Raw genomic sequence first — 24,499 nt, 5'->3', positions numbered from 1 at the left:
TCGCGATGAGTCCCGCCGGGAGCGGTCAGTCCACGCTGGGCAGGATGTGGGGCTCGGCGAGGTCGTCCTCGTACCCCGCGAGGCGGATCGGGGCGGACCTGGCCCACACGTCGAGGCTGCCGAGCTTCTTCTCGGGCCGGCCTCCGCGCTCCGTGCGTTCCTTGGGGCGCTGATCGCGATTCGTCTTCTCCGGTGTCACCGCGCACTCCTTATGTGTCGGGTCACCCTCGGGACGTACAGGGCCAGTCTGCTTCCGGTCGCCTGACATCCCCTCGGGTATGAGTCGAAGGCAGTTAAGGACGCGGTGGCGCCGGTAACTCATCTGAGAGCAGTCCGTGGTGACCGGCTGTCCCGGGACGGACCTTGGGTGTGGGTGGAACCCTTCAGGCTGTCCGTCCGATACAGGGTAACCAAATGAGCGGGTCCCCGCTCGATGGGGCTGAAAACACGAGGTAACCGTCTTGCGTCGATCAGGGTCCATCGGCCCCCGATCTGGCCCTATTTGATGATGTATCCCCTCTCGCGCACCACCCGTTCGGCATACCGCCAGACCCCGCGTGACCAGGACTGGAAGACTCAACCCGGCGCCCGGACGGGGACGATGGGCCGATCCGCGGAGCCCGGCCCTCCCCTCGGGGCAGCCCTCCGAAGTCTTTGCGGAACCTTGAACCGGCGCGACCCGCCCGGTCACCACACGGTATCCCATACCCCTAGGGGGTATAGTCGCGCGTGAATCGGGGAAGCCGGACGGGAAAGAGTGAGGCCGATGCACGCGATCCTGCACGCACTGTCCATCACCGGGTCGATGACCTGGGAGATCACCTGGGCGCTGATCCTGGGGTTCGGCCTCTCCGCCGTCGTCCAGGCCGTGGTGCGTCGCGCGACGATCGTGCGGCTCCTCGGTGACGACCGGCCACGGACCCTCACGCTGGCCGCGGGGCTTGGTGCGGCGTCCTCGTCCTGCTCGTACGCGGCCGTCGCGCTCGCCCGCTCACTGTTCCGCAAGGGCGCGAACTTCACCGCGGCGATGGCGTTCGAGATCGCCTCCACCAATCTGGTCGTCGAACTCGGCGTGATCCTGGCCCTGTTGATGGGCTGGCAGTTCACGGTCGCCGAATTCGTCGGCGGCCCGATCATGATCGTGGTGCTGGCCGTGCTCTTCCGGATCTTTCTGCGCGAACGACTGCTGCGCGAGGCCCGGGAGCAGGCGGAGCGCGGGCTCGCTGGGTCGATGGAAGGGCATGCCGCGATGGACATGTCGATCCAGACGGAGGGCTCGTTCGCACGGCGGCTGCTCTCGCGCGACGGCTACACCTCCGTCGCACACGTGTTTGTTATGGAGTGGGCGGCGATCCTGCGCGATCTGGTGATCGGCCTGCTGATCGCGGGCGCGATCGCGGCCTGGGTGCCCGACGCGTTCTGGCAGTCCCTTTTCCTCGACGGCCATCCCCTCGCCGCGAAACTGATCGGCCCCCTGGTCGGCCCGCTCGTGGCGATCGCCTCGTTCGTCTGTTCGATCGGAAACGTGCCGCTGGCCGTCGTGCTGTGGAAGGGCGGGATCAGCTTCGGCGGTGTGGTCGCGTTCATCTTCGCCGACCTGCTGATCCTGCCGATCCTGAACATCTACCGGAAGTACTACGGGCTCCGGATGACGGGCTTCCTCCTGGTCACCTTCTACGCCGCCATGGTGCTCGCCGGATACGTCGTGGAGTTCCTCTTCGGCGGCCTCGGGCTCATCCCCGACCAGGCCGACGCGGAGATCCCCATGGAGGGCGTCTCCTGGAACTACACGACCTGGCTCAACATCGCCTTCCTGCTGCTGGCGGCGGCCCTGGTGTGGCGGTTCCTGCGCACGGGCGGCCGGGAGATGCTGCGGATGATGGGCGGGGCGCCGGAGCCGGAGGGCCACCATCACGGGGCACCCGGGGCGGACGCCCACCATCACGGGGCACCGGCGCCGGACGCCCACAGCCACGGGCACGGGGCACCGGGGGCCGAGGGCCACGGGCACCACTGAACACGGCGCGCAGTTCAGGTCCCGTTGGCCGATTCGCAAGGCAGCCATGATCTGCTGGCGCCCGGAAACGGCTTTTTCCCGCGGGAGGACTCGGGAGGACTGACGCATGGAGCTGCGCAGCGTCGAGGAGCTGATGGATCTGCTGCACGCCTGCCGGGGCGCGCGGGACACCCCGGGCCGCTGTGGCGGCCGAGTCGATCTGCACGACCACGCCCTGCAGACCGCCGCGCTCCTGCGCCGAAGTCGTCCCGCGGACAAGGAACTCCAGGTGGCGGGCCTGGTCCACGCCGTAGGGCACCTGCTGCGGCCCGGCGACACGGCCGGACACGCCGACCTGGCGGCGGACCTGGTCCGGCCGCTGCTCGGTGAGCGGGTCTCCCGGCTCGTCCGCCTGCACACCGGCGGATGGGCCGACGACACGGACACCGACGACATGCTGAGCCTGCGCCACTCGGACGAGTCGGGCAGGGTCGCCGGTCTCGACGCCGGGGTCCTTGAGGACTGGCGCACGGTGCTGGAGCTGGTGGCGGCGCAGCACTCGCGGCTCGGGGCTGTCGACTGACGGTCCGTCATGAGACGGTACGCGGATGACGACGCCGTACGGGCTAGAGGGCAGGGGTGCCATCGTCACCGGGGCCTCGCGCGGGATCGGTCTCGCCGTCGCCGAGGAGCTCTCCCGAGCGGGGGCGCGGGTGTGTGTGACGGCCCGGGACCCGGACGCGGTGGGCCGGGCCGCCGAACGGCTCGGCGGCGTCGGGCTCGCGGGCTCGGTGGCCGATCCGGCGCATCTGCGGGAGCTGACCGAGCTGGCGCTGCGGGAGTTCGGGCGCATCGACGTCGTGGTGAACAACGCCGCGACCAACCAGCCGTACGGCCCGCTCATGGACGCCGATCCGGACCACTGGCGCGAGGCGTTCACGGTCAATGTCGAGGCCCCGCTGCGGTTGGTGCAGTATGCCTGGCGGGCCTGGATGGGCGAGCACGGCGGCGCCGTCGTGAACGTGTGCACGGAGGGCGCCGGGCATGTGGGGCCGAACGTGGGGGCGTACGGCACCAGCAAGGCGGCCCTCCTGCACCTCACCCAGCAGCTCGCCGGCGAACTCGCCCCGAAGGTGCGGGTGAACTCCGTCTCGCCGGGGCTCGTCCGCACCGAGATGGCTCGGTTCGTCTGGGAGAACGCCGAGGACGAGCTCGGCGCGGGGCTCCCGCTGGGCCGGATCGGCCGGCCCGAGGACATCGCGCGAGCGGTGGTCTGGCTGGCCTCGGACGCGGCCAGGTGGATCACGGGCGCCGATCTGCTGGTCGACGGAGGGACCCGGGTCCGCTCCGCGCACTCTCCCGCCGACACCGTCCACGAACGCCTGCGGACCCGCGCGCCCGACGCATAAAGGCCAGCCCGGCTCCCTGCGGCTCAGGCCCATCTCCCGCCCGCCCCCGCAGGGCTCCGCACGGCCCCCGCCCGACTCCGCAGGACAAAGCCTCACAGCGCGCGTTCAATGGTGACCATGGGTGTGCGGCGACGGGCGGGACACCACCGAAGCAGGGCGCTGATCGCGGCCGCCGCGGCGTCCCTGCTCAGCGCGGGGTGCACCGCCTCCGGCTCCGCCGTCGCGGCGGCCCCGCCACCCCAGCCGCCGCAGCGGCTCACCCAGGCCGAGGTGGACGATGCCGTCGGCAAGCTCGACGGCATCGTGCGGGACGCCATGAAGAAGACCGGCGTTCCCGGCGTCGCCGTGGCCGTCGTCCACAAGGACCGTGTGGTCTATCTGAAGGGCTTCGGCGAGCGTCGGACGGGACGGTCCGGGGGCGTCGACCCGGACACCGTCTTCCAGCTCGCGTCCCTGTCCAAACCGCTGGCCTCGACCGTCGTCGCGGGGGTCGTCGGCGGCAGGACGCTCGCCTGGGACGACCCCGTCACGGCGCATCTGCCCGGCTTCTCGCTCAAGGACCCCTGGGTCACGGCGCACGTCACGTACGCCGACCTCTTCTCCCACCGCAGCGGCCTGCCCGACCACTCCGGTGACCTCCTCGAAGACCTCGGCTACGACCGGGCGTACATCCTGGACCACCTGAGATACGAGCCGCTCAGCCCGTTCCGCGCCAGCTACGCCTACACCAACTACGGGGTCACCGCCGCGGCCCAGGCGGTCGCGAACGCGAAGGACACGACCTGGGACAAGCTCTCCCAGGACACGCTGTACGGCCCCGCCGGCATGAAGAACACCAGCTCCCGCTTCTTCGACTACGACCGGGCCAAGGACAAGGCCGTCACCCATGTGAAGAACGCGGACGGCGGGTGGCAGGCGAAGTACGTCCGGGACGCCGACGCCCAGTCGCCCGCGGGCGGCGCGAGCTCCACGGCCCGTGACATGGCCACCTGGATGCGACTGCAACTGGCGAACGGGAAGCTGGACGGCAGGCAGATCATCCCCGCCGCACCGCTGGAGCGCACCCACCTGCCCGAGATCGTCGCCCAGCCCCCGCAGGCCCCGGCGGGCCGCGCGGGCTTCTACGGCCTCGGCTGGAACGTCGGATACGACGACCAGGGCCGACTGCGCCTCAGCCACTCCGGCGCCTTCGAACTCGGCGCCAACACCAATGTGACGATGCTGCCCGGCGAACAGCTCGGCATCACCGTCCTGACCAACGCGGCGCCGGTGGGCCTCGCCGACTCGGTCGCGCAGGACTTCTTCGACACCGCCCAGTACGGGAAGCCCACGACGGACTGGCTGCCCCTGATCGACCGGGTCTACCGGCAGCAGGAGCAGCAGGGCCGCTCCCCCACCGACTACGGCAGCCCCCCGCGGAACGCGTCCCCGGCCCGCGCCCTCGACACGTACACGGGCACGTACGGCAACGCCTACTACGGTCCGCTCACCGTCACGGCCGCGAACGGCGAACTCGGCATGAGCCTGGGCCCGAAGCACACGAAGTTCCGGCTCACCCACTACGACGGCGACAGGTTCAGCTTCCGGACCGTCGGCGAGAACGCGACCGGGCTCTCGGGGGTGACGTTCAAGGTCGGTTCGGGCTCACCGGGGTCCGGCGGCTCGAAGGCGTCGCGGGTGACCGTCGAGGCCTGGGACCACGACGGCCTGGGCACCTTCACCCGCGGATGACGGTGGGGTCACCACTTGCCGGGCGCGTAGTCCTTCATGAAGACGCCGTACAGGTCCTCGCCCTGCTCGCCGCGCACGATCGGGTCGTACACCCGGGCCGCGCCGTCGATCAGGTCGAGCGGGGCGTGGAAGCCCGCGTCGGCGAGACGCATCTTGTCGGGGTGCGGGCGCTCGTCGGTGATCCAGCCGGTGTCGACGGCGGTCATCAGGATGCGGTCCTTCTCGAACATCTCCTGGGCGCTGGTGCGCGTGAGCATGTTCAGGGCGGCCTTGGCCATGTTGGTGTGCGGGTGGCCCGCGCCCTTGTAGCCGCGGTTGAAGACGCCCTCCATGGCGGAGACGTTCACGATGTACGTGCGGTCGGCCCCGGAGGCCGCCATCGCCGCGCGCAGCCGGCTGATCAGGATGAAGGGGGCCGTCGAGTTGCAGAGCTGGACCTCAAGGAGCTCGACCGGCGTGACCTCCTCGACCGACTGGATCCAGCTGTTGGTGTCGTGCAGGTCGGGCACGAGCCCGCCCGCGTCGATGGCCGTACCGGCCGCGATCCGCTCCAGGGAGGCCGAGCCGGACACCAGGGCCAGGTCGGTGACGTCCTGCGCGGTCAGCGCGCCCCCCCCGGCGACCGGGAGCGCGGCCACCGCGCCGGAGCCGAAGGTGCCGATGACCTCGGCGGGCGGCAGCTCACCGGCGGGCAGCGGGCCGGACTCGGCGGCGAGCAGCTCGCTGTAGGCCCCCGGGGAACGGCGTACGGTCTGGGCCGCGTTGTTGATCAGGATGTCGAGCGGGCCCTCGGCGGCGACCGAATCGGCCAGGGCCACGACCTGCGCCGGGTCGCGCAGGTCGATGCCGACGATCTTCAGACGGCCGATCCACTCGTCGCTGTCGGGCATGGCCTTGAAGCGGCGGATCGCGTCGTTCGGGAAGCGCGTGGTGATGGTGGTGTGCGCGCCGTCGCGCAGCAGCCGCAGCGCGATGTACATGCCGATCTTGGCGCGGCCGCCGGTGAGCAGCGCGCGCTTGCCTGTGAGGTCGGCGCGGGCGTCGCGGCGGGCGCGGTTCTCGGCGGCGCAGTCCTGGCAGAGCTGGTGGTAGAAGTAGTCGACCTCGACGTACCGCTTCTTGCAGATGTAGCAGGAGCGCGGGCGCTGGAGTATCCCCGCGATCTCGCCGGCGTCGGTGACGGACGAGGGCAGGATGCCCTCCGTCTCGTCGTCGATGCGCTGGGCGGAGCCGGTCGCGGTGGACTCGGTGACGGCCTTGTCGTGGGCGGTCTTGGCGGCCCTGCGCTCCTGGCGGCGGCGCTGCTTGACCGTGCGGTAGACGCCCGCGGTGGCGCGGCGCACGGCGATGGCGTCCGGATGGTCGACCTCGATCTTGTCGAGCTCGTCGAGCACGCCGAGGCAGACGGCCAGCCGCTCCGGGTCGATGCCCGGCCCGTAGGAGACCGCCTCCCCGTCCACGGCGGAAGCCGTCCGGTCGTCCTCAGCCGTGTCCACGGCGAGAGCCGCCTGGCCGTCCTCTGTCACCGTCATCGCGTGTGCCGTTCCTCGGGTCTCGCGCCGCGCTCGAACCGCGCTCGCTTTCGAAGGCGGAATTTTACGGAGCAAGAGGGCAAGGCGCCAAACCCGAGATGATCACCGGTCCCCGCGGGCCGTTTCAGGGGCCGCAGGCGATGATCAGCGTCTCCACCTCCTCGGACAGCGCGCGGGCCAGTCGGTTCAGGTCCGGCACGGCCTGTGCGTCGGCGACGAGCCCGTAGTGGACCCGTCCGCGGTACGTCGACACGGCCACCGCCAGCGCCTGGCCGCGGGCCAGCGGGGCGAGCGGATAGACCTCGGTGAGCGGGCAGCCGCCGAGCTTCAGGCCGAGGCTGGGCAGCGGCACGCTGGTGACCAGGATGTCGAAGAGCAGCCGGGCCGCCTGGCCGACGACGGGACCGCCGAGGCGGTGGCCGATCGGCGGCACATGGTCGGCGAGCAGCGCGACGGCGCCCGCTCCCCGGTTGGGTCCCGCGTCCTTGTTGGCGTCCATCGCCGTACGCACCGAACGGAGCCGGCCGAGCGGGTCCGGGTCGTCGACGGGAAGCCGTATCAGGTAACCGGAGAGCCGGTTGCCCTGAGGGTGCGCGGTGCGCGGGCGGCGCCTGGAGACGGGGATCAGGGCGCGGGGCAAGACGCCCTCGCTGCCGTCACCGCGTTCGTCGAGCCAGTTGCGCAGGGCGCCCGCGACGACGGCGATCAGGACGTCGTTGACGGTGCCGCCGACGCTCTTGCGGACGCGGTGCACATCGTCCAGGTCGAGGGCCACGCCCGCGATCCGGCGGGTGCCGGTGGGCTGCGAGGTGAGCGCGGGCGAGGAACGGGCACCGAGGGTGGCACGGGCGACGGAGCTGCCGATGTCGAGGGCGCGGCCCAGGTCGGAGAGGGTTCCGCGGACCAGGTCGGGCAGTTTGCGGACGTCCGGGAGGAGTCCGCGGGGCGGCTCCGCGGGGCGCGGGCGGGGCTCGGGCAGGTCCAGCGGGTCCATGAGGGCGGCGGCGAGCATCAGCGCCCGCAGGCCGTCGGCCAGCGCGTGGTGGAACTTGAAGAACACGGCGAACGAGGTGCCGTCCTCACCGGGCAGGACGTGCGCCTCCCACGGGGGCCGGCCGCGCTGGAGCGGGCGTTCCATGAGCCGGCCCGCGGCGGCGGGGAAGTCCGCGGTCGGCGCGTGCAGCCGGACGTGGTCGAGGGGTTCGAAGTCGGGCGCGGGTTCCCGGGCCGCGCTCCCGAAGTTGAGCGGGAAGGCGAGGGGCTGCCAGACGTCGCGGATCCGCATGCGCAGCCCGGGCACCTTGGCCGCGCGGACCGCGAGCAGTTCGGCGGCGTGCGCGCCCGCGGTCGGCGACTGCGCGGAGAAGACACCGAGGGCGCCGAGGTGCATCGGGTGCTGGGCGGACTCGATGTTCCAGAACGCCAGGTCGAGTGGTGCGAGGAGATCAGGAGTCAAAGGCTTGCTCTCGCTTCGACGACAGGGTGAGCAAGCAGTCAAACCCCGACAGGCGATTACGGTCAAGTACGATCAAGCTACGCTCAGTTAACAGCAGATTAAGTCCCGCCCCCGCGAGAGGGGCGGGACACAAGGGGCACATGAGGTCGGATCAGGATAGGCGTCCCGACCGCGGCACGCGCGCCGACGCGCGGCCGCGCGAAGGACCGGAAGCGCCGGGCCGCTCGGAGGACCTCGGAGGGCCTCGAAGGACCGGAAGCGTCAGGTTGCCGGGCAGCCCGTGGGCGTCGCCCGGGACGCGTCGGCGATCAGCGCCTCGTGCGCCGCCCTCAACCTCCCCACGTCCGGCTTCACGACCTTGCGGTCATAGGTGAGGAGCCCGTTCAGCTCGCCCTCCACGTCCGAGATCTGGGTGTAGACGGCGCCGTTGCTCCCCCGGCACGCGAGCGCCCGCACCTCGGCGAGGCGGGCGAGGTAGTCGTCGGTGTACGTCGACGGGTCCACGTCCACATACGACTGCTGGACCGACCAGGCGTGCCCGGGTACGGCGAGTCCCAGGCCTCCGTACTCGCCGCTGACGAGCGCGCGCCTGCCGTCGGGGGCCGGTGGCAACGCGGGGCTCGGGTAGCCGTGTTCGTCCATGATGTCGCCGGTGCCGCCGTCGGCCCCCAGGTTCAGCCCCGACATGCCGTTGACCAGCCGGGTCGGATCCCACGCCTTGGCCTGGTCGGCGATGCGGCCCTCGTCGTACTGGCCCCAGCCCTCGTTGAAGGTCACCCACATCACGACCGACGGACTGCTGATGTGCTGGTCGATCATCAGTTTCATCTCGCGCTCGTACTCGGTGCGGGCCGCGGCGCTCGGGTTCACCCCGGCGGTCATGGCGGGCATGTCCTGCCAGACCAGCAGGCCGAGCCGGTCCGCCCAGTAGAACCAGCGGTCGGGCTCCACCTTGATGTGCTTGCGCACCGCGTTGAAGCCCATCTCCTTGTGCATGCGCAGGTCGTACGCGAGGGCCTCGTCCGTCGGCGCGGTGTACAGGCCGTCGGGCCAGAACCCCTGGTCGAGCGTGGCCATCATGAAGACGGGCTTGCCGTTGAGGACGGTGCGCGGGGTGCCGTCGACCTTCTCGACGGAGATCGAGCGCATCCCGAAGTAGCTGCCGACGCGGTCACGCCCGACGCTCACCCTGAGGTCGTAGAGGAAGGGGTCGTCCGGCGACCAGAGGCGCGGGTGGGCGATCTTCAGGGTCAGCGGCTGTCCGGTGCGGCCGGTGACGGTGGCGACCTTCCGCCCTGCCTCGTACGCCGTCGCCGTGACCGGCAGCCCGTCGCGCGCGCCCTTCGGTTCCACGGTGAGCCGGCCGCCGTCGACGTCCGGAGTGAGCTTGAGCGAGTCGACGTGGTCCGGGGCGACCGGTTCCATCCACACCGTCTGCCAGATGCCGGAGGTCGGGGTGTACCAGATCCCGCTGGGGTCGAGGCGCTGCTTGCCGAGCGGCGGGTTCTCACCGGACGCGGCGTCGGTCGGGTCGTACACGCCGACGATCAGTTCCTGGGTGCGGCCGGGCCTCAGCGCGTCGGTGACGTCGGCGCCGAACTTGTCGTAGCCGCCCCGGTGTTCGGCGACCTTGACCCCGTTGACGTACACCTCGGACTGCCAGTCGACGGCACCGAAGTTGAGCTGGAGCCGCTTGCCCGAGCCGATGTGCCAGTCGGCCGGGACGGTGAAGGTGCGGCGGTACCACATGCGGTCCTCGTGGCGTTCGACGCCGGACAGCTGGGACTCCACGGGGTACGGGACGAGGATGTGCTCGCCGAGTGTCTTGCCGACCGGGGGCTGCTCCCCCGCGGTGGCGGCGGCGAACTGCCAGCGCCCGTTGAGGTTGCGCCAGGTGTCACGCGTGAGCTGGGGGCGGGGGTATTCCGGCAGGGCGTTGTCCGGCCCGACCTCGTCGGCCCACTTCGTGCGCAGTTCGTACGTGGAGCGGTTGGGGCCGCTGCTCCAGAAGGCGCCGATCGCCTTGCCGTCCCCGGCGGCGACGAGGCCGCCCGTGCCGTCGTAGCGCAGGTCGGCGGTGCCGCGTGCGGTGCCGGTCTTGTCGCCGACGACGGGTTCCTTGAGCGTGACGAGGAGAGATCTGGGGTCGGCAGGGTCCAACTCGACCGCTGCCAAGGGCCACTTGGCGCCGCCGATCACGGCCTGGAGGTGGTCGACGACGGCAGCCGGGGGCGCGGACAGTTCCGTTGCGAAGTCGAGCCTGAGGGTGCGGCCGTCCGGCTGGACGGTGGTCGCGAGGGCGCCGTCGTAGTCGTAGCCGTCGGGCAGCCGGAACGCCGACTGCGGGATCGTCACCTTCGCGCCGCCGGGTTCGGTCCAGCGCAGATGGAGGTTGGAGCCGCCGTAGTGCTCGAAGTACTCCAGCTTGAAGTCATAGGCATGACCCGCCGTCAGGTCGATGGGCTCGGACGTCTGTTCGCGATCCCAGTCGTCCACCCAGTGGTCGATGACGGGCCTGCCGTCGATCCAGAGACGGAAGCCGTTGTCGCCGATGATCGAGAAGGTGGTGGGTCCGCTCTTCTCCGGTACGAGTTTGCCGGTCCAGCGGACGCTGACATCGTTGTCCTGGCCCGTGGCGAAGCGCAGCCGGGGTTCCAGGTCGCCGAAGTCGAGTTGCGGGTCGAAGCCGGTGGCCTTGAGTTCGTGGAAGTCGAAGGCGCCGGGGGCGGACTAGGTGTAGTAGTCGCCCTTCAGTCCGTGCACCGCGACGGGATCGTCGGCCGCGGCGGGCACGGAGGCGAGTCCCGCGGCACCGAGGGCCGCGGCGAGCAGTAACGCGAGTCGGTCTCTGAGTCGTCCGAAACGCACGGATCCTCCTCTTTGAGGACGGGTGGGAGACGGTGGTGGGGACGGTTGCCGGACAGGCCAGGGAGGGGCGTGGGGCGGGTGGCGCGGCTCTCGCTCAGACGGAACAACGTTGTCACCAACGACAGTTGGCATGACAACACGGGGTTCCACTTTCTGTCCAGGGACATGACAAGGCCCCGGTGAGCACGGACGCACCGGGGCCGTCATCGGTCACGGGCGGCGGCTACGGCACGATCCGGCCCTTCCCCAGCGCGATCACCCCGCCCTTGGAGACCGTGTAGAGATCCGCGTCCCGCTCGGGGTTGACGCCGATCGTCGCGCCCGGCGGCACCTCGACGTTCTTGTCGAGGACCGCGCCGCGCACCACCGCACCCCGCCCTATGTGGACGTTGTCGTGCAGGATCGAGCCCTGGACGACGGCTCCCGGGTCGACCACGACACCCGGCGAGAGCACGGACCGCGTGACCTGCCCCCGGATCAGACAGCCCGCGCTGACGATCGACTCGCTCGCGATGCCCCCGGCGTTGAATCGCGCCGGGGAAAGCTGTCCGGAACTGGTGTAGATGGGCCAGCTGCGGTTGTAGAGGTTGAAGGCGGGGCGTTCGGCGATCAGGTCCATGTGGGCGTCGTAGTAGGCGTCGAGGGTGCCCACGTCACGCCAGTAGCCCTGGTCGCGGGTGGTCTCGCCGGGCACGTGGTTGTCGCTGAAGTCGTACAGCTGCGCCTCGCCGCGGTCGGTGAGCATCGGCAGAATCGATCCGCCCATGTCGTGCACCGAGTGCACGTCCTCGGCGTCCCGCTGGAGCGCCTCCACCAAGGCCTTGGTGGTGAAGATGTAGTTGCCCATCGAGGCGAAGACGCACTCGGGGTCGTCGGGCAGGCCCGGTGGATCGGCGGGCTTCTCCAGGAAGCCCGCCACGGTCTGCCCGTCGGAGCCGGGGCTGATGACCCCGAAGGAGGACGACTCGGCGCGCGGCACCCGTATCCCGGCGACGGTCACACCCGCGCCGCCCTCGATGTGCTGGGCGAGCATCTGCCGCGGGTCCATGCGGTAGACGTGGTCGGCGCCGAACACCGCGATGTAGTCGGGCCGTTCGTCGTGCACGAGGTTGAGGGACTGCAGGATCGCGTCCGCGCTGCCCAGGTACCAGCGCGGGCCGAGCCGCTGCTGGGCCGGGACCGGTGTGACGTAGTTGCCGAGCAGGCTCGACATCCGCCAGGTCGTGGTCACATGACGGTCCAGGGAGTGCGACTTGTACTGCGTCAGGACGCAGATGCGCAGGATGTCGGCGTTGACGAGATTGGAGAGTACGAAGTCCACCAGGCGGTACGTCCCGCCGAAGGTGACCGCGGGTTTCGCACGGTCCGCGGTGAGGGGCATGAGCCGTTTGCCCTCTCCACCCGCAAGTACGATTCCCAGCACCGAAGGTCCACCGCGCCGCATGCCGCCGCCCCTCTAAGCCCGGTCGAGCCGCGCCCGCTGTGCCGGGCCGGCTCCGTCGCTTGAACTACACCTGTCCGATGGTTACCCCGGTTTGAGGACTTCCTCGTAAAGCTGGACGGTCCGCCGGGCCACCGCGTCCCATCCGAACTCCCGCACCGCGCGCTCCCGTCCGGCCTCGCCCATCCGCCGGGCGGCCCGGGGGTCGGCGAGCACGGAGTCGAGGGCGAGCGCCAGACCCGCCTCGAAGTTCTCCTCGACCGGCACCAGGACACCCGTCACGCCGTCCTCGACCACCTCGGGTATCCCTCCGACCCGCGACGCCACCACGGCCGTTCCACAGGCCATCGCCTCCAGGTTGACGATGCCGAGCGGCTCGTACACCGAGGGGCAGACGAAGACGGCCGCGTGCGTGAGGAGTTGGACGACGTCCGGGCGGGGCAGCATCTGCGGGATCCAGTGCAGCCCCTGGCGTGTGGCACTCAACTCCTGGAAGAGATCACGGAACTCCCGGTCGATCTCCGGAGTGTCGGGGGCGCCCGCGCACAGCACCACCTGCACGGCCGGATCGATGCCGCGTACCGCGCGCAGCAGGTGGGGCACGCCCTTCTGGCGGGTGATGCGGCCGACGAACAGGACATAGGGGCGCGCGGTGTCGATGCCGATGCGCTCCAGGACGTCCGTGCCGTGGTCCGGCCGGTAGAGGGTGGTGTCGATGCCGTTGTGCACGACGCGCACCGTGGCCGGGTCCAGGGCGGGGTAGCAGGTGAGGATGTCCTCGCGCATGGCGCCGGAGACGGCGATGACGGCGTCGGCGGCCTCGATGGCGGTGCGCTCGGCCCAGCTGGACAGGGCGTAGCCACCGCCGAGCTGCTCGGCCTTCCAGGGGCGCAGCGGCTCCAGGGAGTGGGCGGTCATGATGTGCGGGATGCCGTACAGGAGCTTGCCGAAGTGGCCGGCGAGGTTGGCGTACCAGGTGTGCGAGTGGACGAGTTCGCGGCCTTCGAGGGCGGCGGCCATGGCGAGGTCCACGGAGAAGGTGCGCAGCGCGTCGTTGGCGCCGTCGAGCGAGGACCAGGACCGGTGGCGTACGACGCCGCCCGCGGCGCCCTCGCCCCAGCAGTGCACGTCCAGGTCCGTGAGGGTCCGCAACTCCCTGGCGAGGAACTCGACATGGACGCCCGCGCCGCCGTACACGTCCGGCGGGTACTCCCGGGTCAGCAGTCCCACTCGCACGCAGAGCCCCCCGTCGTACCGGATACCGGCTGGTGCCCTTCATGGTCACCCAGAAGGGACGCTTGGGGAAGACCGCGGTTCTCAGCGGCGGCCCGGAGCCCCGCCCCGCGTCCGGCCCGGCGGGCGGTCGAAGCAGCAGTCGCCGCAGAGGCCGCCGCCGGGGAGCCGGTAGTAGAGGCAGCAGGTGCGGCGGCGGAGGGTACGGGGGTCGACGGTCGCGGACAGGTCGGGATGCGTGAACAGGTCGGCGGCGAGGGCGCGGGCCCGATCGGCCACGTCCGTACGGCCGTTGGCCTCGGCCCAGCGGTGCAGCTGGCGCCAGGCACCCGCGAGCGCCGAGCCCGCGTTCCCCCACAACAGGCCCTCCGACATGCGGTGTCGGGTGCGCAGAGCCGCCGCCAGCGGGGCGAGGTGGCCGTCCCGTACGACCTCTCCGATCGCCGCCACCGGCAGTGCGCGTACCTCGGACAGCCACAGGTCGTCCGGAGCACTGCCGTCCGGATCCCACCGCAGCAGCCCCGGATCGAGGTCCGGCAGCCGCCCGTACAGCGCGGCGGCGCCGAGCGAGACCGACCACAGACGGGCCGCGAGGCCCTGCTGCGCCACCGAGACCGCGATCCGGTCCTCGGGCGCCCGCAGACTCGCCGCGACCTTCCTGACGCGAAAATTCAGAGGATCCGACCAGACATCTCTGGGATCATCGTCTCGGGGAGACGCGTACGCCTGTGCGAGCGTCGGCAGCGGGGCACGCGGCGGCACGCCGGTGCGTAGGACGAAGAAGCCGCCGAGCGAGCCGAGCGTCACGAGTTCAGGGTCGAGGTCCACGAACAGCAGTAGTACCAAGCCCCCTAGGGGTTCTCACCGGAGGGTCTCCCCCTCATGTCGCCCACCCAGGGGAGGACATGGGGCGAGTCGTACTCCATCGGCAGTACTACTCATTGCCTGCTCAGGTACGACGACGTGAACGGATGCGCGAGGCATCGTAGTGGGTATGAAGGCCGATCGATCGCCGCGCCGGGCACAGCGTCCCCGCCGCACGCAGAGGAGGGACTCATGAGCGCGCTCGCGCTGTCCGTCCTGCTCTCGTTCGTCTCAGCCGTTGCGTACGCGGGCGGCGCGATCGTCCAGGAGCAGGTCGCGCTGACCTCTCCCGAGCAGACGTACGCTCCGTTGCGCCGCCCCGGCTGGTGGGCGGCGGTCGCCCTGAGCGGCGTCGGCGGGGTGCTGCACGTGGTGGCGCTCGCCTACGGCCCGCTGAGCCTGGTGCAGCCCCTGGGCGCGCTGACCATCGTGTTCGCGCTCCCCATGGCGGCCGTCTTCGTCGGCCGCAAGGCCGGGGCGACCGCCTGGCGTGGCGCGATCATGGCCACGGGCGGCCTCGCGGTCCTGCTCGCCCTGGTCGGCTCGGCGGATGCGCAGTCCCTGAGTGACACCCAGATCACGGTGCTGGCCGTGGTGTCGGGCGGCGCGGTGGCGGGCTTCATGGTGGCGGGTCGCGCCGCGCACCGGCACCCGGCCGTGCGCAGCGTGATGCTCGCGGTGGGGTCAGGCATAGCCTTCAGCATGTCCTCGGTGTTCACCAAGACCGTCGCGGTGGACTGGTCGCACCAGGTCTCGCTCGACGACCTGCCGAGCCTCGCCCTCATAGGTGTCTTCGCGACGGCCGGGATGCTGCTGTCGCAGGCCTCCTACCGGGGCGGCGGTCTCGCGGCGCCGCTGGCCACGCTGACGGTCGTCAACCCCGTCGTGGCGGCGGCTGTCGGCATCACGATGTTCGGCGAGACCTTCCGCTACGGCGAGACGGGCACCGTGCTCGCGCTGGCCTGCGGAGTCGTCGCGGCGGGCGGTCTGATCCTGCTCACGACCGAGCAGATCGGCAGCGCCCGGAACACCGCGGAGGTCGCCGCATCCGCCGTCGTGGAGATCGAGCCCGCGCCGCAAGCGGCCACGCCGGACTCCGCGTTGGAGGCGCTGTTGCTCGCGGCGCTGCCCAAGCAGTCCGCGGGACCGGGCCACGAGGACGCGCCGACCACGGGCCGTGGAGAGGCGTTCGGCGCGGGGTTCGGGGAGACGTTTGGCGCGGGGTTCGGGGAGGCGTTCGACGCCGAGTTCGGAGACAAATTCGACGCGGGGCTCGGAAGCGGACTCGGAGCCGGGCTCACCAACGGATTCGACGCCGGGCTCGGAAGCGGACTCGGCGCGGGGCTCGGGGAAGCGTTCGACACCGGGCTCGGGAACGGACTCGGCGCGGGGCTCGGAGAGGCGTACGACACCGGGCTCGGAGACGGTTTCGGCGCGGGGCTCGGAAACAGACTCGGCGTGGACCGCGGCGAGGACGTCTTCGTACCGGCTCCGGCGATCGTGAGGACCGCGGAGAGCGCGCCCGACTCGGCCGACTCACCCGAGTCGTCCGAGGAGGACGCGCCGCCCGCGCTGGCCTATTTCGGCCCCCTGTGCGGGCCCTACGTGGTGGCGACGCCTCTGCTGGACCACCACCACCGCACGCGCGTCACATCCTGACCCCGCCTTCCCTCAAGTAGGCGACCGGATCGACGTCCGTGCCGAAACCGGGCCCCGTCCGCACCTCGAAGTGCAGATGCGGGCCCGTGCTGTTGCCTGTGGAGCCGGAGCGGCCGATGCGCTGTCCGCCCACCACGCTCTGCCCGTCCTTCACCGAGATCGCCGACAGATGGGCGTACTGGGTGTAGCGGCCGTCGGCGTGCCGGATCACCACTTGGTAGCCGAACGAGCCGCCCCAGCCCGCGCTGACGACCTGGCCCGCGGCGACCGCCTTCACGGAGGTGCCGGTGGGCACCGGGAAGTCGACGCCCGTGTGGTAGCCCTTCGACCAGGAGGCACCGGCGGCGTGGTAGGGCGTGCCGGTCGCGGCGTGCACGGGGGCGACGAGCGTGTCGGTCTTCCTGGCGGTGTCCGAGGACGTCTTGTGCGAGGAGGTCTTGTGAGGGGACGTCTTGTGCGGGGACGTCGTGTGCGTCGACGGCTTGTCGGGGGTCTTCTGCTTCTTCGACGCGGACGAGGGAGTGCTCTCGGTGTGTGCCGGGGTCTGGCCCTTGCCTCGCAGGTTCAGCCGCTGGCCCGGGAGGATCAGGTCCGGGTCGGAGCCGACGGTGGTGCGGTTCGCGTCGTACAGCCGTTGCCAACCGCCCTGGACGTGGCGGGATCCCGCGATGCCGGAGAGCGTGTCGCCGTGGACGACCGTGTACATCTCGGCGGTGCCGGCCCGCGACTGCGGTGTGGTCTGCGGCTGCACGTCGCGTACGGAGCGCTTGGTGGTCTGGGGCGAGGTGCCGGACTTGGTGCCGGTCCGCTCGGCGGCCGGGGTGATGTCGGGGGTGTCCCCACCCCGGGTGAGACCGGCGCGCACCGAGCAGACCGGCCAGGCACCGGGCCCCTGGCCCTTGAGCACCTTCTCGGCGATGGCGATCTGCTGGTCCTTGGTGGCCTGATCCGCGCGCGGGGCGTAGACCTGCCCTCCGTACGCCTCCCAGGTGGACTGGGTGAACTGCAGTCCGCCGTAGTAGCCGTTGCCGGTGTTGATGCTCCAGTTGTCGGTGGACTCGCAGGCGGCGACCTTGTTCCAGGTGTCCACGTCGGCCGCGTGTGCGACGCCGGTGCCGATCAGCGGGAGTGCCATTCCGGCGCCGCCCGCCGTGACGGTGAGTGAGGCGCGGTTGATCCTGTTCGGCTGATACCGGCGGTGCCGGCCGCGTACGGCCATGTGGGAGCCCCCTCGACATGCGTCAGGAGCGGCAAAAGTAAGCGCTGCGAACAGGCCATGACAAGAGCGCAATCGGCCGTGCTGTGCGCCCCGGGCGCCGCTCCCTCGCCCGGGAAGGCAGCGGGTCGTTCTTCTGCGTACACGTCGCCGACGCGTCAGGATGGCCGGAGGAATACTGACGAACAGGAACGGCAGGATCACCGGCAGTACCGATACCGACTGATACCGACTGATACCGACGAATTCAAAGACCTCTTACCGGATCTCTTAGGAGCCAACCGTATGAGCAACTCAGCCCAGATCGGCGTCACGGGTCTCGCGGTCATGGGGCGCAATCTCGCCCGTAACTTCGCCCGCAACGGCTACACGGTCGCCGTGCACAACAGGACCTCGGCCCGGACGCACGCGCTGCTGGAGGAATTCGGCCACGAGGGCGATTTCGTGGCGACGGAGACCGCGAAGGAGTTCGTCGAGGCGCTGGAGCGGCCGCGACGGCTGATGATCATGGTGAAGGCCGGTGAGCCGACCGACGCGGTGATCCAGGAGTTCGCCCCGCTTCTCGAGCCCGGTGACATGATCATCGACGGTGGCAACGCGCACTTCGAGGACACCCGGCGCCGGGAGCGCGACCTGCGGGGCCAGGGCATCCACTTCGTCGGCACGGGCGTGTCCGGCGGCGAGGAGGGCGCGCTGAACGGGCCGAGCATCATGCCGGGCGGCTCGAAGGAGTCGTACGCGTCGCTCGGTCCGATGCTGGAGAAGATCTCCGCGAAGGCACCGGACGGCTCTCCCTGCGTGACCCACTGCGGTCCCGACGGCGCCGGGCACTTCGTGAAGATGGTGCACAACGGCATCGAGTACGCCGACATGCAGCTGATCGGCGAGGCCTACCAGCTGCTGCGCGATGTCGCCGGGTACTCCCCCGCGCAGATCGCCGACATCTTCCGCACCTGGAACACCGGCCGGCTCGACTCCTACCTGATCGAGATCACGGCTGAGGTCCTGTCGCACGTGGACGCGGCGACGGGCAAGCCGTTCGTGGACGTGGTCCAGGACCGCGCGGAGCAGAAGGGCACGGGCCGCTGGACCGTGCAGATCGCGCTGGACCTGGGCGTTCCGGTGTCCGGCATCGCGGAGGCGGTCTTCGCCCGCTCGCTGTCGGGGCACGCCGATCTGCGCGACGCCTCCCGGGAGCTCGCGGGCCCCAAGGCGAAGCCGCTCGGGGAGTCCGAGGCGGCGGCCTTCGCGGACCGGGTGGAGCAGGCGCTGTACGCCTCGAAGATCGTGTCGTACACGCAGGGCTTCCACGAGATCAGCGCGGGCAGCGACCAGTACGACTGGGACATCGACCTCGGCGCCATCTCCGCGATCTGGCGCGGTGGCTGCATCATCCGGGCGGCGTTCCTGGACCGGATCCGCTCCGCGTACGACGCCCGGCCCGACCTGCCGAGCCTGCTGTCCGACAAGACGTTCGCGCAGGAGATCGCGGCGGCACAGGACGACTGGCGCGAGGTCCTGGTGGCCGCCACCCGCCAGGGCGTGCCCGCACCCGGTTTCTCCGCGGCGCTCGCCTACTACGACGCGCTGCGCGCCGAGCGGCTGCCCGCCGCCCTGACGCAGGGGCAGCGGGACTTCTTCGGGGCGCACACCTATCGGCGCGTCGACCGGGAGGGCTCGTTCCACACGCTGTGGGGCGGCGACCGGTCGGAGGTCGAGGCGTAGGCGGACGCACGGGTACCGGGCGTACGGGTACCGGGCGTACGGGTACCGGGCGTACGGGTATTCCGCGCCGCCGAGGCCGTCACATCCCCGGAACCCGGGGTGTGACGGCCTCCGACGTTCACCCGTTCGCTCAACTGTTCACGTGAGCGGGGGTCCCGGTTCGGGGTTCGGTACCGGCTCGGGGCCCGGCGGCACCGGGCCGGGGACCGGCGGGATCGGCGGGGTCGGCTCGGGGCCCGGTGGGGTCGGCTCGGGACCCGGCGGCTTCGGCACCGGGGACGGCGGAGGGGTGGGCTTCGGTGCGGGGTGAGGGCCCGGATCCGGGGTCGGGTCCGGGAAGGGGTGGGGCTCCGGGAAGGGCTGCGGGCGGTCGGGGCCCGGCCCGGGCGTGGGACCCGGTTGCACCGGATCGGGGTTCGGATGCGTCATGGTGTCCTCCAGCCAGTCGATACGTCGGCCCTGGACTTGTCCCACACGTACCCGGCCACCGCTCCCCCAGTCACCCCGTCGCGCAAGGCGTGCGGACCAGTTGGACCAGACGGACCGGGCCGGTCCACCGGTGGCGCGTCCATCCATGGCACGTCCGGCCATGACACGTCCGCCCATGCCGCGTCTACCCGTGACGCACCGCGTCCGCGCCGGCCGCGAGCCCCGGGCGGGGGCTGGACAGTACGGGGACCGCGGTCGTGGTCAGCCGCTGGGCCGGGGTCATGGACGCCTGGGCGAGGACGATCGCGTCGGCGTCGGTGACCGAGTCGGCGGCCGCCGCCACGCTGCGGACGTACCCGTCGGTGTCGCCCGCCTCGAAACGGGCCCAGGCCCCGTCGACCAGCAGCGTACGAACCTGTACGGAGCGCGCGGCGGCGCGGGCCTCCTCCTCGACGAGGGCGACCGTCGGCCCCAAGGTGCTCTCCGACGTCGCGACGACCACTACACGGGGGCCCGTGGCGACCGCGGCGGCGGCCATCGGACGGTCCACCCGGAGCACGGGTACCCCGGCGCCTGCCTCCTCGGCGACGGCGCCGATGGTCGAGCAGGTGCACAGCACGGCACGCGCCCCGTCGGCGACCGCCCGGTCGAGCGCCGCCCGCACCTCGCCGGCCACCGCGGCCGGGCCCTCGCTCCGGGCCCGGGCCAACAGTTCCTCGTCCACCAGGTGCCGCAGTTCCAGCCCGTGGTGGTCCTCGTCGCGCAGCGCGTCGAAGACGGGGATGTGCAGGGGCGAGGTGTGCAGCAGGGCGAGGGGACCCGATCGGTTCATCAGAAGCGCCCGGGGTGCGTCTTGAGCCACTCCACGGCCGCCCCGAGCAGCTCCGGGTCGGCCGCCGGAGCCTCCTCGGGGTGGCGCGCCGCCCACTTCACGACGTACGGGCACAGGGGCGCGACCACGACGCCCTCGCGCGCGGCGATGCCGTACAGCTCACGGGCGAGGGAGCCCGCGATGCCCTTCCCCTCGTGCTCGGGTTCCACGATGGTGTGCACGGGGACGAGGGCGCGCGCGGGGGCCTCGAGGACGAAGTACTCGATGTGGCCGACGACTTCGTCCCCGGCGAAGGCCTCGAGGCGGCCGCCCGCACGGTCGTCGCGGATCTCTATGTCGCTCATGGGCAACTCCTCGCGTCCTCGGGTCGTCTGTTTGCCCAGCCGCTGCCCCGGGCCCGGGGTTCAGACGGTGACCGCCTGCGGGCTGCGCTCCTGGTCCGAGCCCGGCACCGGCTCGGACGGATCGGCGCCGAGGGCCACGATTCGGTTGTCGTGGTCCACGTGCACGACCCTCGGCCGCAGTGCCCGCGCCTCGGCGTCGGAGACCTGAGCGTAACTGATGATGATCACCAGGTCTCCGGGATGCACGAGATGGGCCGCCGCCCCGTTGATCCCGACGACCCCGGAACCACGCTCGCCCTCGATGACATACGTCTCCAGCCGGGCGCCGTTGGTGATGTCGACGATGTGCACGAGCTCACCCGGCAGCAGATCCGCGGCGTCGAGCAGGTCGGCGTCGATCGTGACGGATCCGACGTAGTGCAGGTCGGCCTGGGTGACGGTGGCACGGTGGATCTTGGACTTGAATAGAGTACGCAGCATTTGGGTGCTCCTGCTGTTCGGCTCCCTGCCTGCTTGTGCAGGTCAAGGGCGGTTTTCACTCTACAACGGCTGGCTTCCCGCTGATTTCCCGCCTGCTGTTCAGGTATCGACACTGACCGATTACTGAGTTTCCTGATCCCATGCAAGGCAGGCGTGGAGGCCTCCCGGGACATCCGCTCTGCCCTCGAGGTCGACAGGCGGAACCAGGGTACGGAACGGCACTCCGGACCGCACTGAGAGCCCCGTCACTGAGCATGAACTGACGAAGGTTCAGAGGGCGGCGCCTTCGAGGGCCCGGTACGGGACGGGCAGGGTCATCGGCGGCGGCGCGGGGCGGACAGCACAGCGGTGAAGTCGCCCAGGGCCGCGAGGTTGTGGGCGCTGACGACGGCGTCGCAGTAGGGCAGTGCCGCGGCCATGCCGGCCACGAGCGGAAGGTAGCGCGGGCTCGCCGTGCGCGGGTTGACCCATACGACGCGGTAGGCGACCCGGGACAGCCGTGCCATCTGGGTGGCGAGGTCGGCGGGCGCTCCGGTGTCCCAGCCGTCGGAGATGATCGTGACCACGGCGCCGTGCGCCATGCCGCGCCGGCCGAACCGCTCGTTGAACTCCGCCAGGCACTCCGCTATCCGGGTGCCCCCGGACCAGTCCGGGGCCGCCCGGCCCGCCCGTGCCAGGGCGTCGTCCGGCCCGGCCCGCCGGAGGACGGGCGTGAGGCGTGTGAGGCGGGTGGCGAAGGTGAAGACCTCGGCGTGAGTGGCGCGGGCGGCACAGTAGAGCAGTTGGAGCATCGCGCGGGCATAGGGCTCCATCGATCCGGAGATGTCGCAGAGCACGATGAGGTCGCGGGGGCGGGCGCGAGGCACGAAGCGGCGTAGCCGCAGCGGGTATCCGCCGGTGCGCCGGCTGACGGAGAGGGTGCGGCGCACGTCGATGCGCGCACCGTGGTGCGCGGTGCGGCGCCGGCGGGACGGCCGGGTCGGGGTGCGAAGCACCATGGTGCGCATCACTTCGGAGAGCCGCGCCAGTTCCTCGGCGGACAGCTCCGCGAAGTCGCGGCCGGCGAGACGGTCGAGCGGACTGGCCGCGAGGGGGACGGGAGCCTCCCGCGGCTGTGCGTCGGCCTCCCGGCCGCGTCCGTCCCCGGTGGCCTTCCGCGTGCCGGGGACGCGGCCGGGAACGGTGTCCCCGAGTGAACGGGCCGGGTCGCCGGGTTGCCCGCGTCGTACTTCGCGGTCGGCCGGGCCGCCGAAGACCTCGCGGAAGACCGCGTCGAACGGTTCGATCTGCTCGGGGTCGGACACCAGGGTGGCGAGCGCGCAGTGCCGCAGCTCGCGCGTCGTCGACGGTGCCAGCAGGGTGAGCGCCCGAGCGAAGCTCCGGGTACGGTCGGGGCCCACCGCGATCCCCGCGCCGTGCAGGGCGGCGGTGAACGAGGCGGCCAGTTCCGGCAGGTCAGGCATCGGACCCGGCCTCGGCGTCGACCAGCTCGGCCAATCCGGCCCGGCGCACGGCCTCCAGGTCCTCGGCGTACTTGAGGACCACCCCCAGGGTGCGGTCGGCGGCGTCGGCGTCGAGAACGGAGAGCCCCAGCGCGTGCAGCGCGCCGGCCCAGTCGATCGCCTCGGCGATGCCGGGCGGCTTGGTGAGCTCCTGACGGGCACGCAGACGCGCCACCCCGCGCGCCACGTGCGTGGCCAGCCACTGGGCCGACTCCGGTAGCCGTCTGCGGATGATCGCGGCGACTCGTGCGGTGTCCGGGTAGTCGATCCAGTGGTAGAGGCAGCGGCGTTTGAGGGCGTCGTGCAGATCCCGGGTGCGGTTGGAGGTCAGTACGGCCACCGGCGGCACCACGGCCGTCCGGGTGCCGAGCTCGGGGATGGTGACCGCGGCATCGGCGAGCAGTTCCAGCAGGAACGCCTCGAACTCGTCGTCGGCGCGATCCACCTCGTCGATGAGCAACACCGCCGGGCGCGGCCCCGGATGGCATATCGCGGCGAGCAGCGGCCGTGGCAGCAGATAGTCCTCGGTGAACAGGTCGGCGTCCCGCAGGGGCTCCCCGCGGGACTCTGCCAGCCGGATGGCCAGGAGCTGCCGTGGATAGTTCCACTCGTAGAGAGCCTCGGCCGAGGACAGTCCCTCGTAGCACTGCAGCCGGATCAGCGGGGTGTCGAGCACGGCGGCGAGCGCGCGGGCCGCCTCGGTCTTGCCGACGCCGGGCTCGCCCTCCAGCAGGATCGGCTGCCGCATGCGCACGGCCAGCAGCAGCGCCGTGGCCAGGGCGTCGTCGGCCAGGTAGCCGACGGCGTCCAGACGCGAGCGCAGGGCGGCGACATCGGGTAGGGCGTCGAGGTCAGGCATGCGCGTACCGGGAAGGGTCATCGGCGAAGGCGTGCTGGCACCCCGGCCCGCAGAAGTACACCCTGCCGGCGGCCCGGTCGAGTGAGAGGGTGGCGGGCGTGATCGCCACGGTCATGCCGCACACGGGATCCACGTTCTCGGCCACGGCCTGCGGTGCGGCGGAGTCGGCTCCGGGGCGCGCGGCTCGGGCCACCTGCGGCCGCAGTGCGATGATCTCGGCGTACACCGACAGCGCGATCTCCGCCGGGGTCCGCGCGCCGATGTCCAGGCCGGCCGGGGTGTGGATACGCGCGCGTCGTTCCTCGGTGATGTCCAGCCCGGCGAGCACCGCCGCGCCACGCTTGGGACTGGCCACCAGCCCGATGTACGGGACCCCGGCTCGTGCGGCCTCGATCAGTACCTTCTCCTCGTCACGGCCGTGGGTGGCGACGACGACGACGTCCAGATCGGGCGGCAGCGGCTCCCCGGGCGAGGCCGGCCGGGCGTCGAGGCCGAGCACACGACCGACGTCGAGCAGGGCGCGGGCGATGGGGGCGTGACCGTAGACGTAGGCCAACACCGGGGGGAGGTTGGCCTCCAGGAAGATGTCGAGCGTGCCGCCCGACAGGCAGGGGTTGGCCACCGTGACCAGACCTTCGACAGGATCCTGCGCGCCTTCGGTGCCGGTGTCCGCGGCGGGCGTGATCCTCAGCAGCAGCGACTCTCCGGTCTCCAGCACCCGCAGGCCCTGCAGTTGCACCGTCGTCTCGGCGCATGTGCCGCCCACGAAGCCCTCGACGGTGCCGTCGGGCAGCACCAGCGCGCTGTCCCCGGGCTTGGCGCTCGTGGGCCGTTCCGCGTGGACGACGGTGGCCAGGACGAACGGGGTACGGCCGTGCCGGAGCACGTCCGCGCGGTTCAGCAGTTCGGTGTTCGTCATCGCC

Annotated in this window: 18 protein-coding genes and 3 pseudogenes; 6 read left to right on the top strand and 15 right to left on the bottom strand. The window is 71.4% G+C overall.

Annotated elements, in window-relative coordinates:
- Window positions 1-25: 25 nt before the first annotated feature.
- On the bottom strand, window positions 26-199 hold the full coding sequence (locus tag ACFZDJ_RS43775; protein ID WP_165853954.1) for a hypothetical protein: 174 nt from the start codon (window positions 197-199) through the stop codon (window positions 26-28).
- Between the two features lie 567 nt (window positions 200-766).
- Between ACFZDJ_RS43775 and ACFZDJ_RS43770 the strand changes: the two genes are divergently transcribed.
- The 4 genes from ACFZDJ_RS43770 to ACFZDJ_RS43755 all read left to right on the top strand — a co-directional run bounded on the left by ACFZDJ_RS43770 (window position 767) and on the right by ACFZDJ_RS43755 (window position 5,136).
- Window positions 767-2,017: a permease gene (locus ACFZDJ_RS43770; RefSeq protein WP_390936892.1), complete on the top strand. Its 1,251-nt coding sequence runs from the start codon at window positions 767-769 to the stop codon at window positions 2,015-2,017.
- A 106-nt stretch (window positions 2,018-2,123) separates the two neighbouring features.
- The gene (locus ACFZDJ_RS43765; protein ID WP_391067686.1) at window positions 2,124-2,579 is read left to right on the top strand and encodes an HD domain-containing protein; all 456 of its coding nucleotides are present in this window, start codon (window positions 2,124-2,126) and stop codon (window positions 2,577-2,579) included.
- 25 nt (window positions 2,580-2,604) lie between these two features.
- A complete protein-coding gene (locus ACFZDJ_RS43760; RefSeq protein WP_390936889.1) occupies window positions 2,605-3,405 on the top strand; it encodes a glucose 1-dehydrogenase in 801 nt (266 codons plus the stop codon).
- A 117-nt stretch (window positions 3,406-3,522) separates the two neighbouring features.
- On the top strand, window positions 3,523-5,136 hold the full coding sequence (locus ACFZDJ_RS43755) for a serine hydrolase (RefSeq protein WP_391067683.1): 1,614 nt from the start codon (window positions 3,523-3,525) through the stop codon (window positions 5,134-5,136).
- A gap of 8 nt (window positions 5,137-5,144) precedes the next feature.
- Here the strand turns inward: ACFZDJ_RS43755 and ACFZDJ_RS43750 are convergent, their stop codons facing one another.
- From ACFZDJ_RS43750 to ACFZDJ_RS43725, 6 genes and pseudogenes are all read right to left on the bottom strand, one after another.
- On the bottom strand, window positions 5,145-6,668 hold the full coding sequence (locus ACFZDJ_RS43750; RefSeq protein WP_384912868.1) for an SDR family NAD(P)-dependent oxidoreductase: 1,524 nt from the start codon (window positions 6,666-6,668) through the stop codon (window positions 5,145-5,147).
- A 124-nt stretch (window positions 6,669-6,792) separates the two neighbouring features.
- Entirely contained in the window at window positions 6,793-8,124 is a 1,332-nt protein-coding gene (locus ACFZDJ_RS43745; RefSeq protein WP_391067679.1) for a wax ester/triacylglycerol synthase family O-acyltransferase, read from the bottom strand.
- Between the two features lie 261 nt (window positions 8,125-8,385).
- Window positions 8,386-10,992: pseudogene (locus tag ACFZDJ_RS43740) on the bottom strand (PA14 domain-containing protein).
- A 223-nt stretch (window positions 10,993-11,215) separates the two neighbouring features.
- Window positions 11,216-12,436: a glucose-1-phosphate adenylyltransferase gene (gene glgC / locus ACFZDJ_RS43735; protein WP_212726265.1), complete on the bottom strand. Its 1,221-nt coding sequence runs from the start codon at window positions 12,434-12,436 to the stop codon at window positions 11,216-11,218.
- A gap of 81 nt (window positions 12,437-12,517) precedes the next feature.
- Entirely contained in the window at window positions 12,518-13,669 is a 1,152-nt protein-coding gene (gene glgA, locus ACFZDJ_RS43730; RefSeq protein ID WP_391067676.1) for a glycogen synthase, read from the bottom strand.
- A gap of 81 nt (window positions 13,670-13,750) precedes the next feature.
- Window positions 13,751-14,494, bottom strand: a complete 744-nt coding sequence (locus ACFZDJ_RS43725) for a (2Fe-2S)-binding protein (protein ID WP_391067674.1) — start codon at window positions 14,492-14,494, stop codon at window positions 13,751-13,753.
- A gap of 228 nt (window positions 14,495-14,722) precedes the next feature.
- Between ACFZDJ_RS43725 and ACFZDJ_RS43720 the strand changes: the two genes are divergently transcribed.
- Window positions 14,723-16,189 (top strand): DMT family transporter, encoded by a 1,467-nt coding sequence (locus ACFZDJ_RS43720; protein ID WP_391067671.1) that lies wholly within the window; start codon window positions 14,723-14,725, stop codon window positions 16,187-16,189.
- Here ACFZDJ_RS43720 and ACFZDJ_RS43715 read toward each other — a convergent pair.
- A pseudogene (locus ACFZDJ_RS43715) lies at window positions 16,179-16,577 on the bottom strand (M23 family metallopeptidase); the annotation flags it as partial. The gene ACFZDJ_RS43720 and the pseudogene ACFZDJ_RS43715 overlap by 11 nt on opposite strands.
- Window positions 16,578-16,738: 161 nt before the next feature.
- A pseudogene (locus ACFZDJ_RS43710) lies at window positions 16,739-17,408 on the bottom strand (transglycosylase family protein); the annotation flags it as partial.
- A 282-nt stretch (window positions 17,409-17,690) separates the two neighbouring features.
- Between ACFZDJ_RS43710 and gndA the strand changes: the two are divergent.
- Window positions 17,691-19,130 (top strand): NADP-dependent phosphogluconate dehydrogenase, encoded by a 1,440-nt coding sequence (gndA, locus tag ACFZDJ_RS43705; RefSeq protein WP_391067668.1) that lies wholly within the window; start codon window positions 17,691-17,693, stop codon window positions 19,128-19,130.
- Window positions 19,131-19,743: 613 nt separating this feature from the next.
- Here gndA and ACFZDJ_RS43700 read toward each other — a convergent pair.
- The 6 genes from ACFZDJ_RS43700 to ACFZDJ_RS43675 all read right to left on the bottom strand — a co-directional run bounded on the left by ACFZDJ_RS43700 (window position 19,744) and on the right by ACFZDJ_RS43675 (window position 24,495).
- Window positions 19,744-20,391 (bottom strand): aspartate/glutamate racemase family protein, encoded by a 648-nt coding sequence (locus tag ACFZDJ_RS43700; protein ID WP_390936873.1) that lies wholly within the window; start codon window positions 20,389-20,391, stop codon window positions 19,744-19,746.
- The gene (locus ACFZDJ_RS43695) at window positions 20,391-20,735 is read right to left on the bottom strand and encodes a GNAT family N-acetyltransferase (RefSeq protein ID WP_385370145.1); all 345 of its coding nucleotides are present in this window, start codon (window positions 20,733-20,735) and stop codon (window positions 20,391-20,393) included. Before ACFZDJ_RS43695 ends, ACFZDJ_RS43700 begins: the two co-directional genes overlap by 1 nt.
- Window positions 20,736-20,795: 60 nt before the next feature.
- Entirely contained in the window at window positions 20,796-21,215 is a 420-nt protein-coding gene (panD, locus tag ACFZDJ_RS43690; protein WP_067360967.1) for an aspartate 1-decarboxylase, read from the bottom strand.
- A 314-nt stretch (window positions 21,216-21,529) separates the two neighbouring features.
- Entirely contained in the window at window positions 21,530-22,678 is a 1,149-nt protein-coding gene (locus ACFZDJ_RS43685; RefSeq protein WP_391067664.1) for a VWA domain-containing protein, read from the bottom strand.
- Window positions 22,671-23,576 (bottom strand): AAA family ATPase, encoded by a 906-nt coding sequence (locus ACFZDJ_RS43680; protein WP_391067661.1) that lies wholly within the window; start codon window positions 23,574-23,576, stop codon window positions 22,671-22,673. Before ACFZDJ_RS43680 ends, ACFZDJ_RS43685 begins: the two co-directional genes overlap by 8 nt.
- On the bottom strand, window positions 23,569-24,495 hold the full coding sequence (locus ACFZDJ_RS43675) for an XdhC family protein (RefSeq protein ID WP_390936865.1): 927 nt from the start codon (window positions 24,493-24,495) through the stop codon (window positions 23,569-23,571). Before ACFZDJ_RS43675 ends, ACFZDJ_RS43680 begins: the two co-directional genes overlap by 8 nt.
- Window positions 24,496-24,499 lie beyond the last annotated feature (4 nt).

The organism is Streptomyces sp. NPDC007896 (assembly GCF_042959425.1).
Taxonomy (GTDB): Bacteria; Actinomycetota; Actinomycetes; order Streptomycetales; family Streptomycetaceae; genus Streptomyces.
The sequence above is the reverse complement of the archived record's forward strand: the minus strand, read 5'-3'. Positions and strand labels throughout refer to the sequence as shown.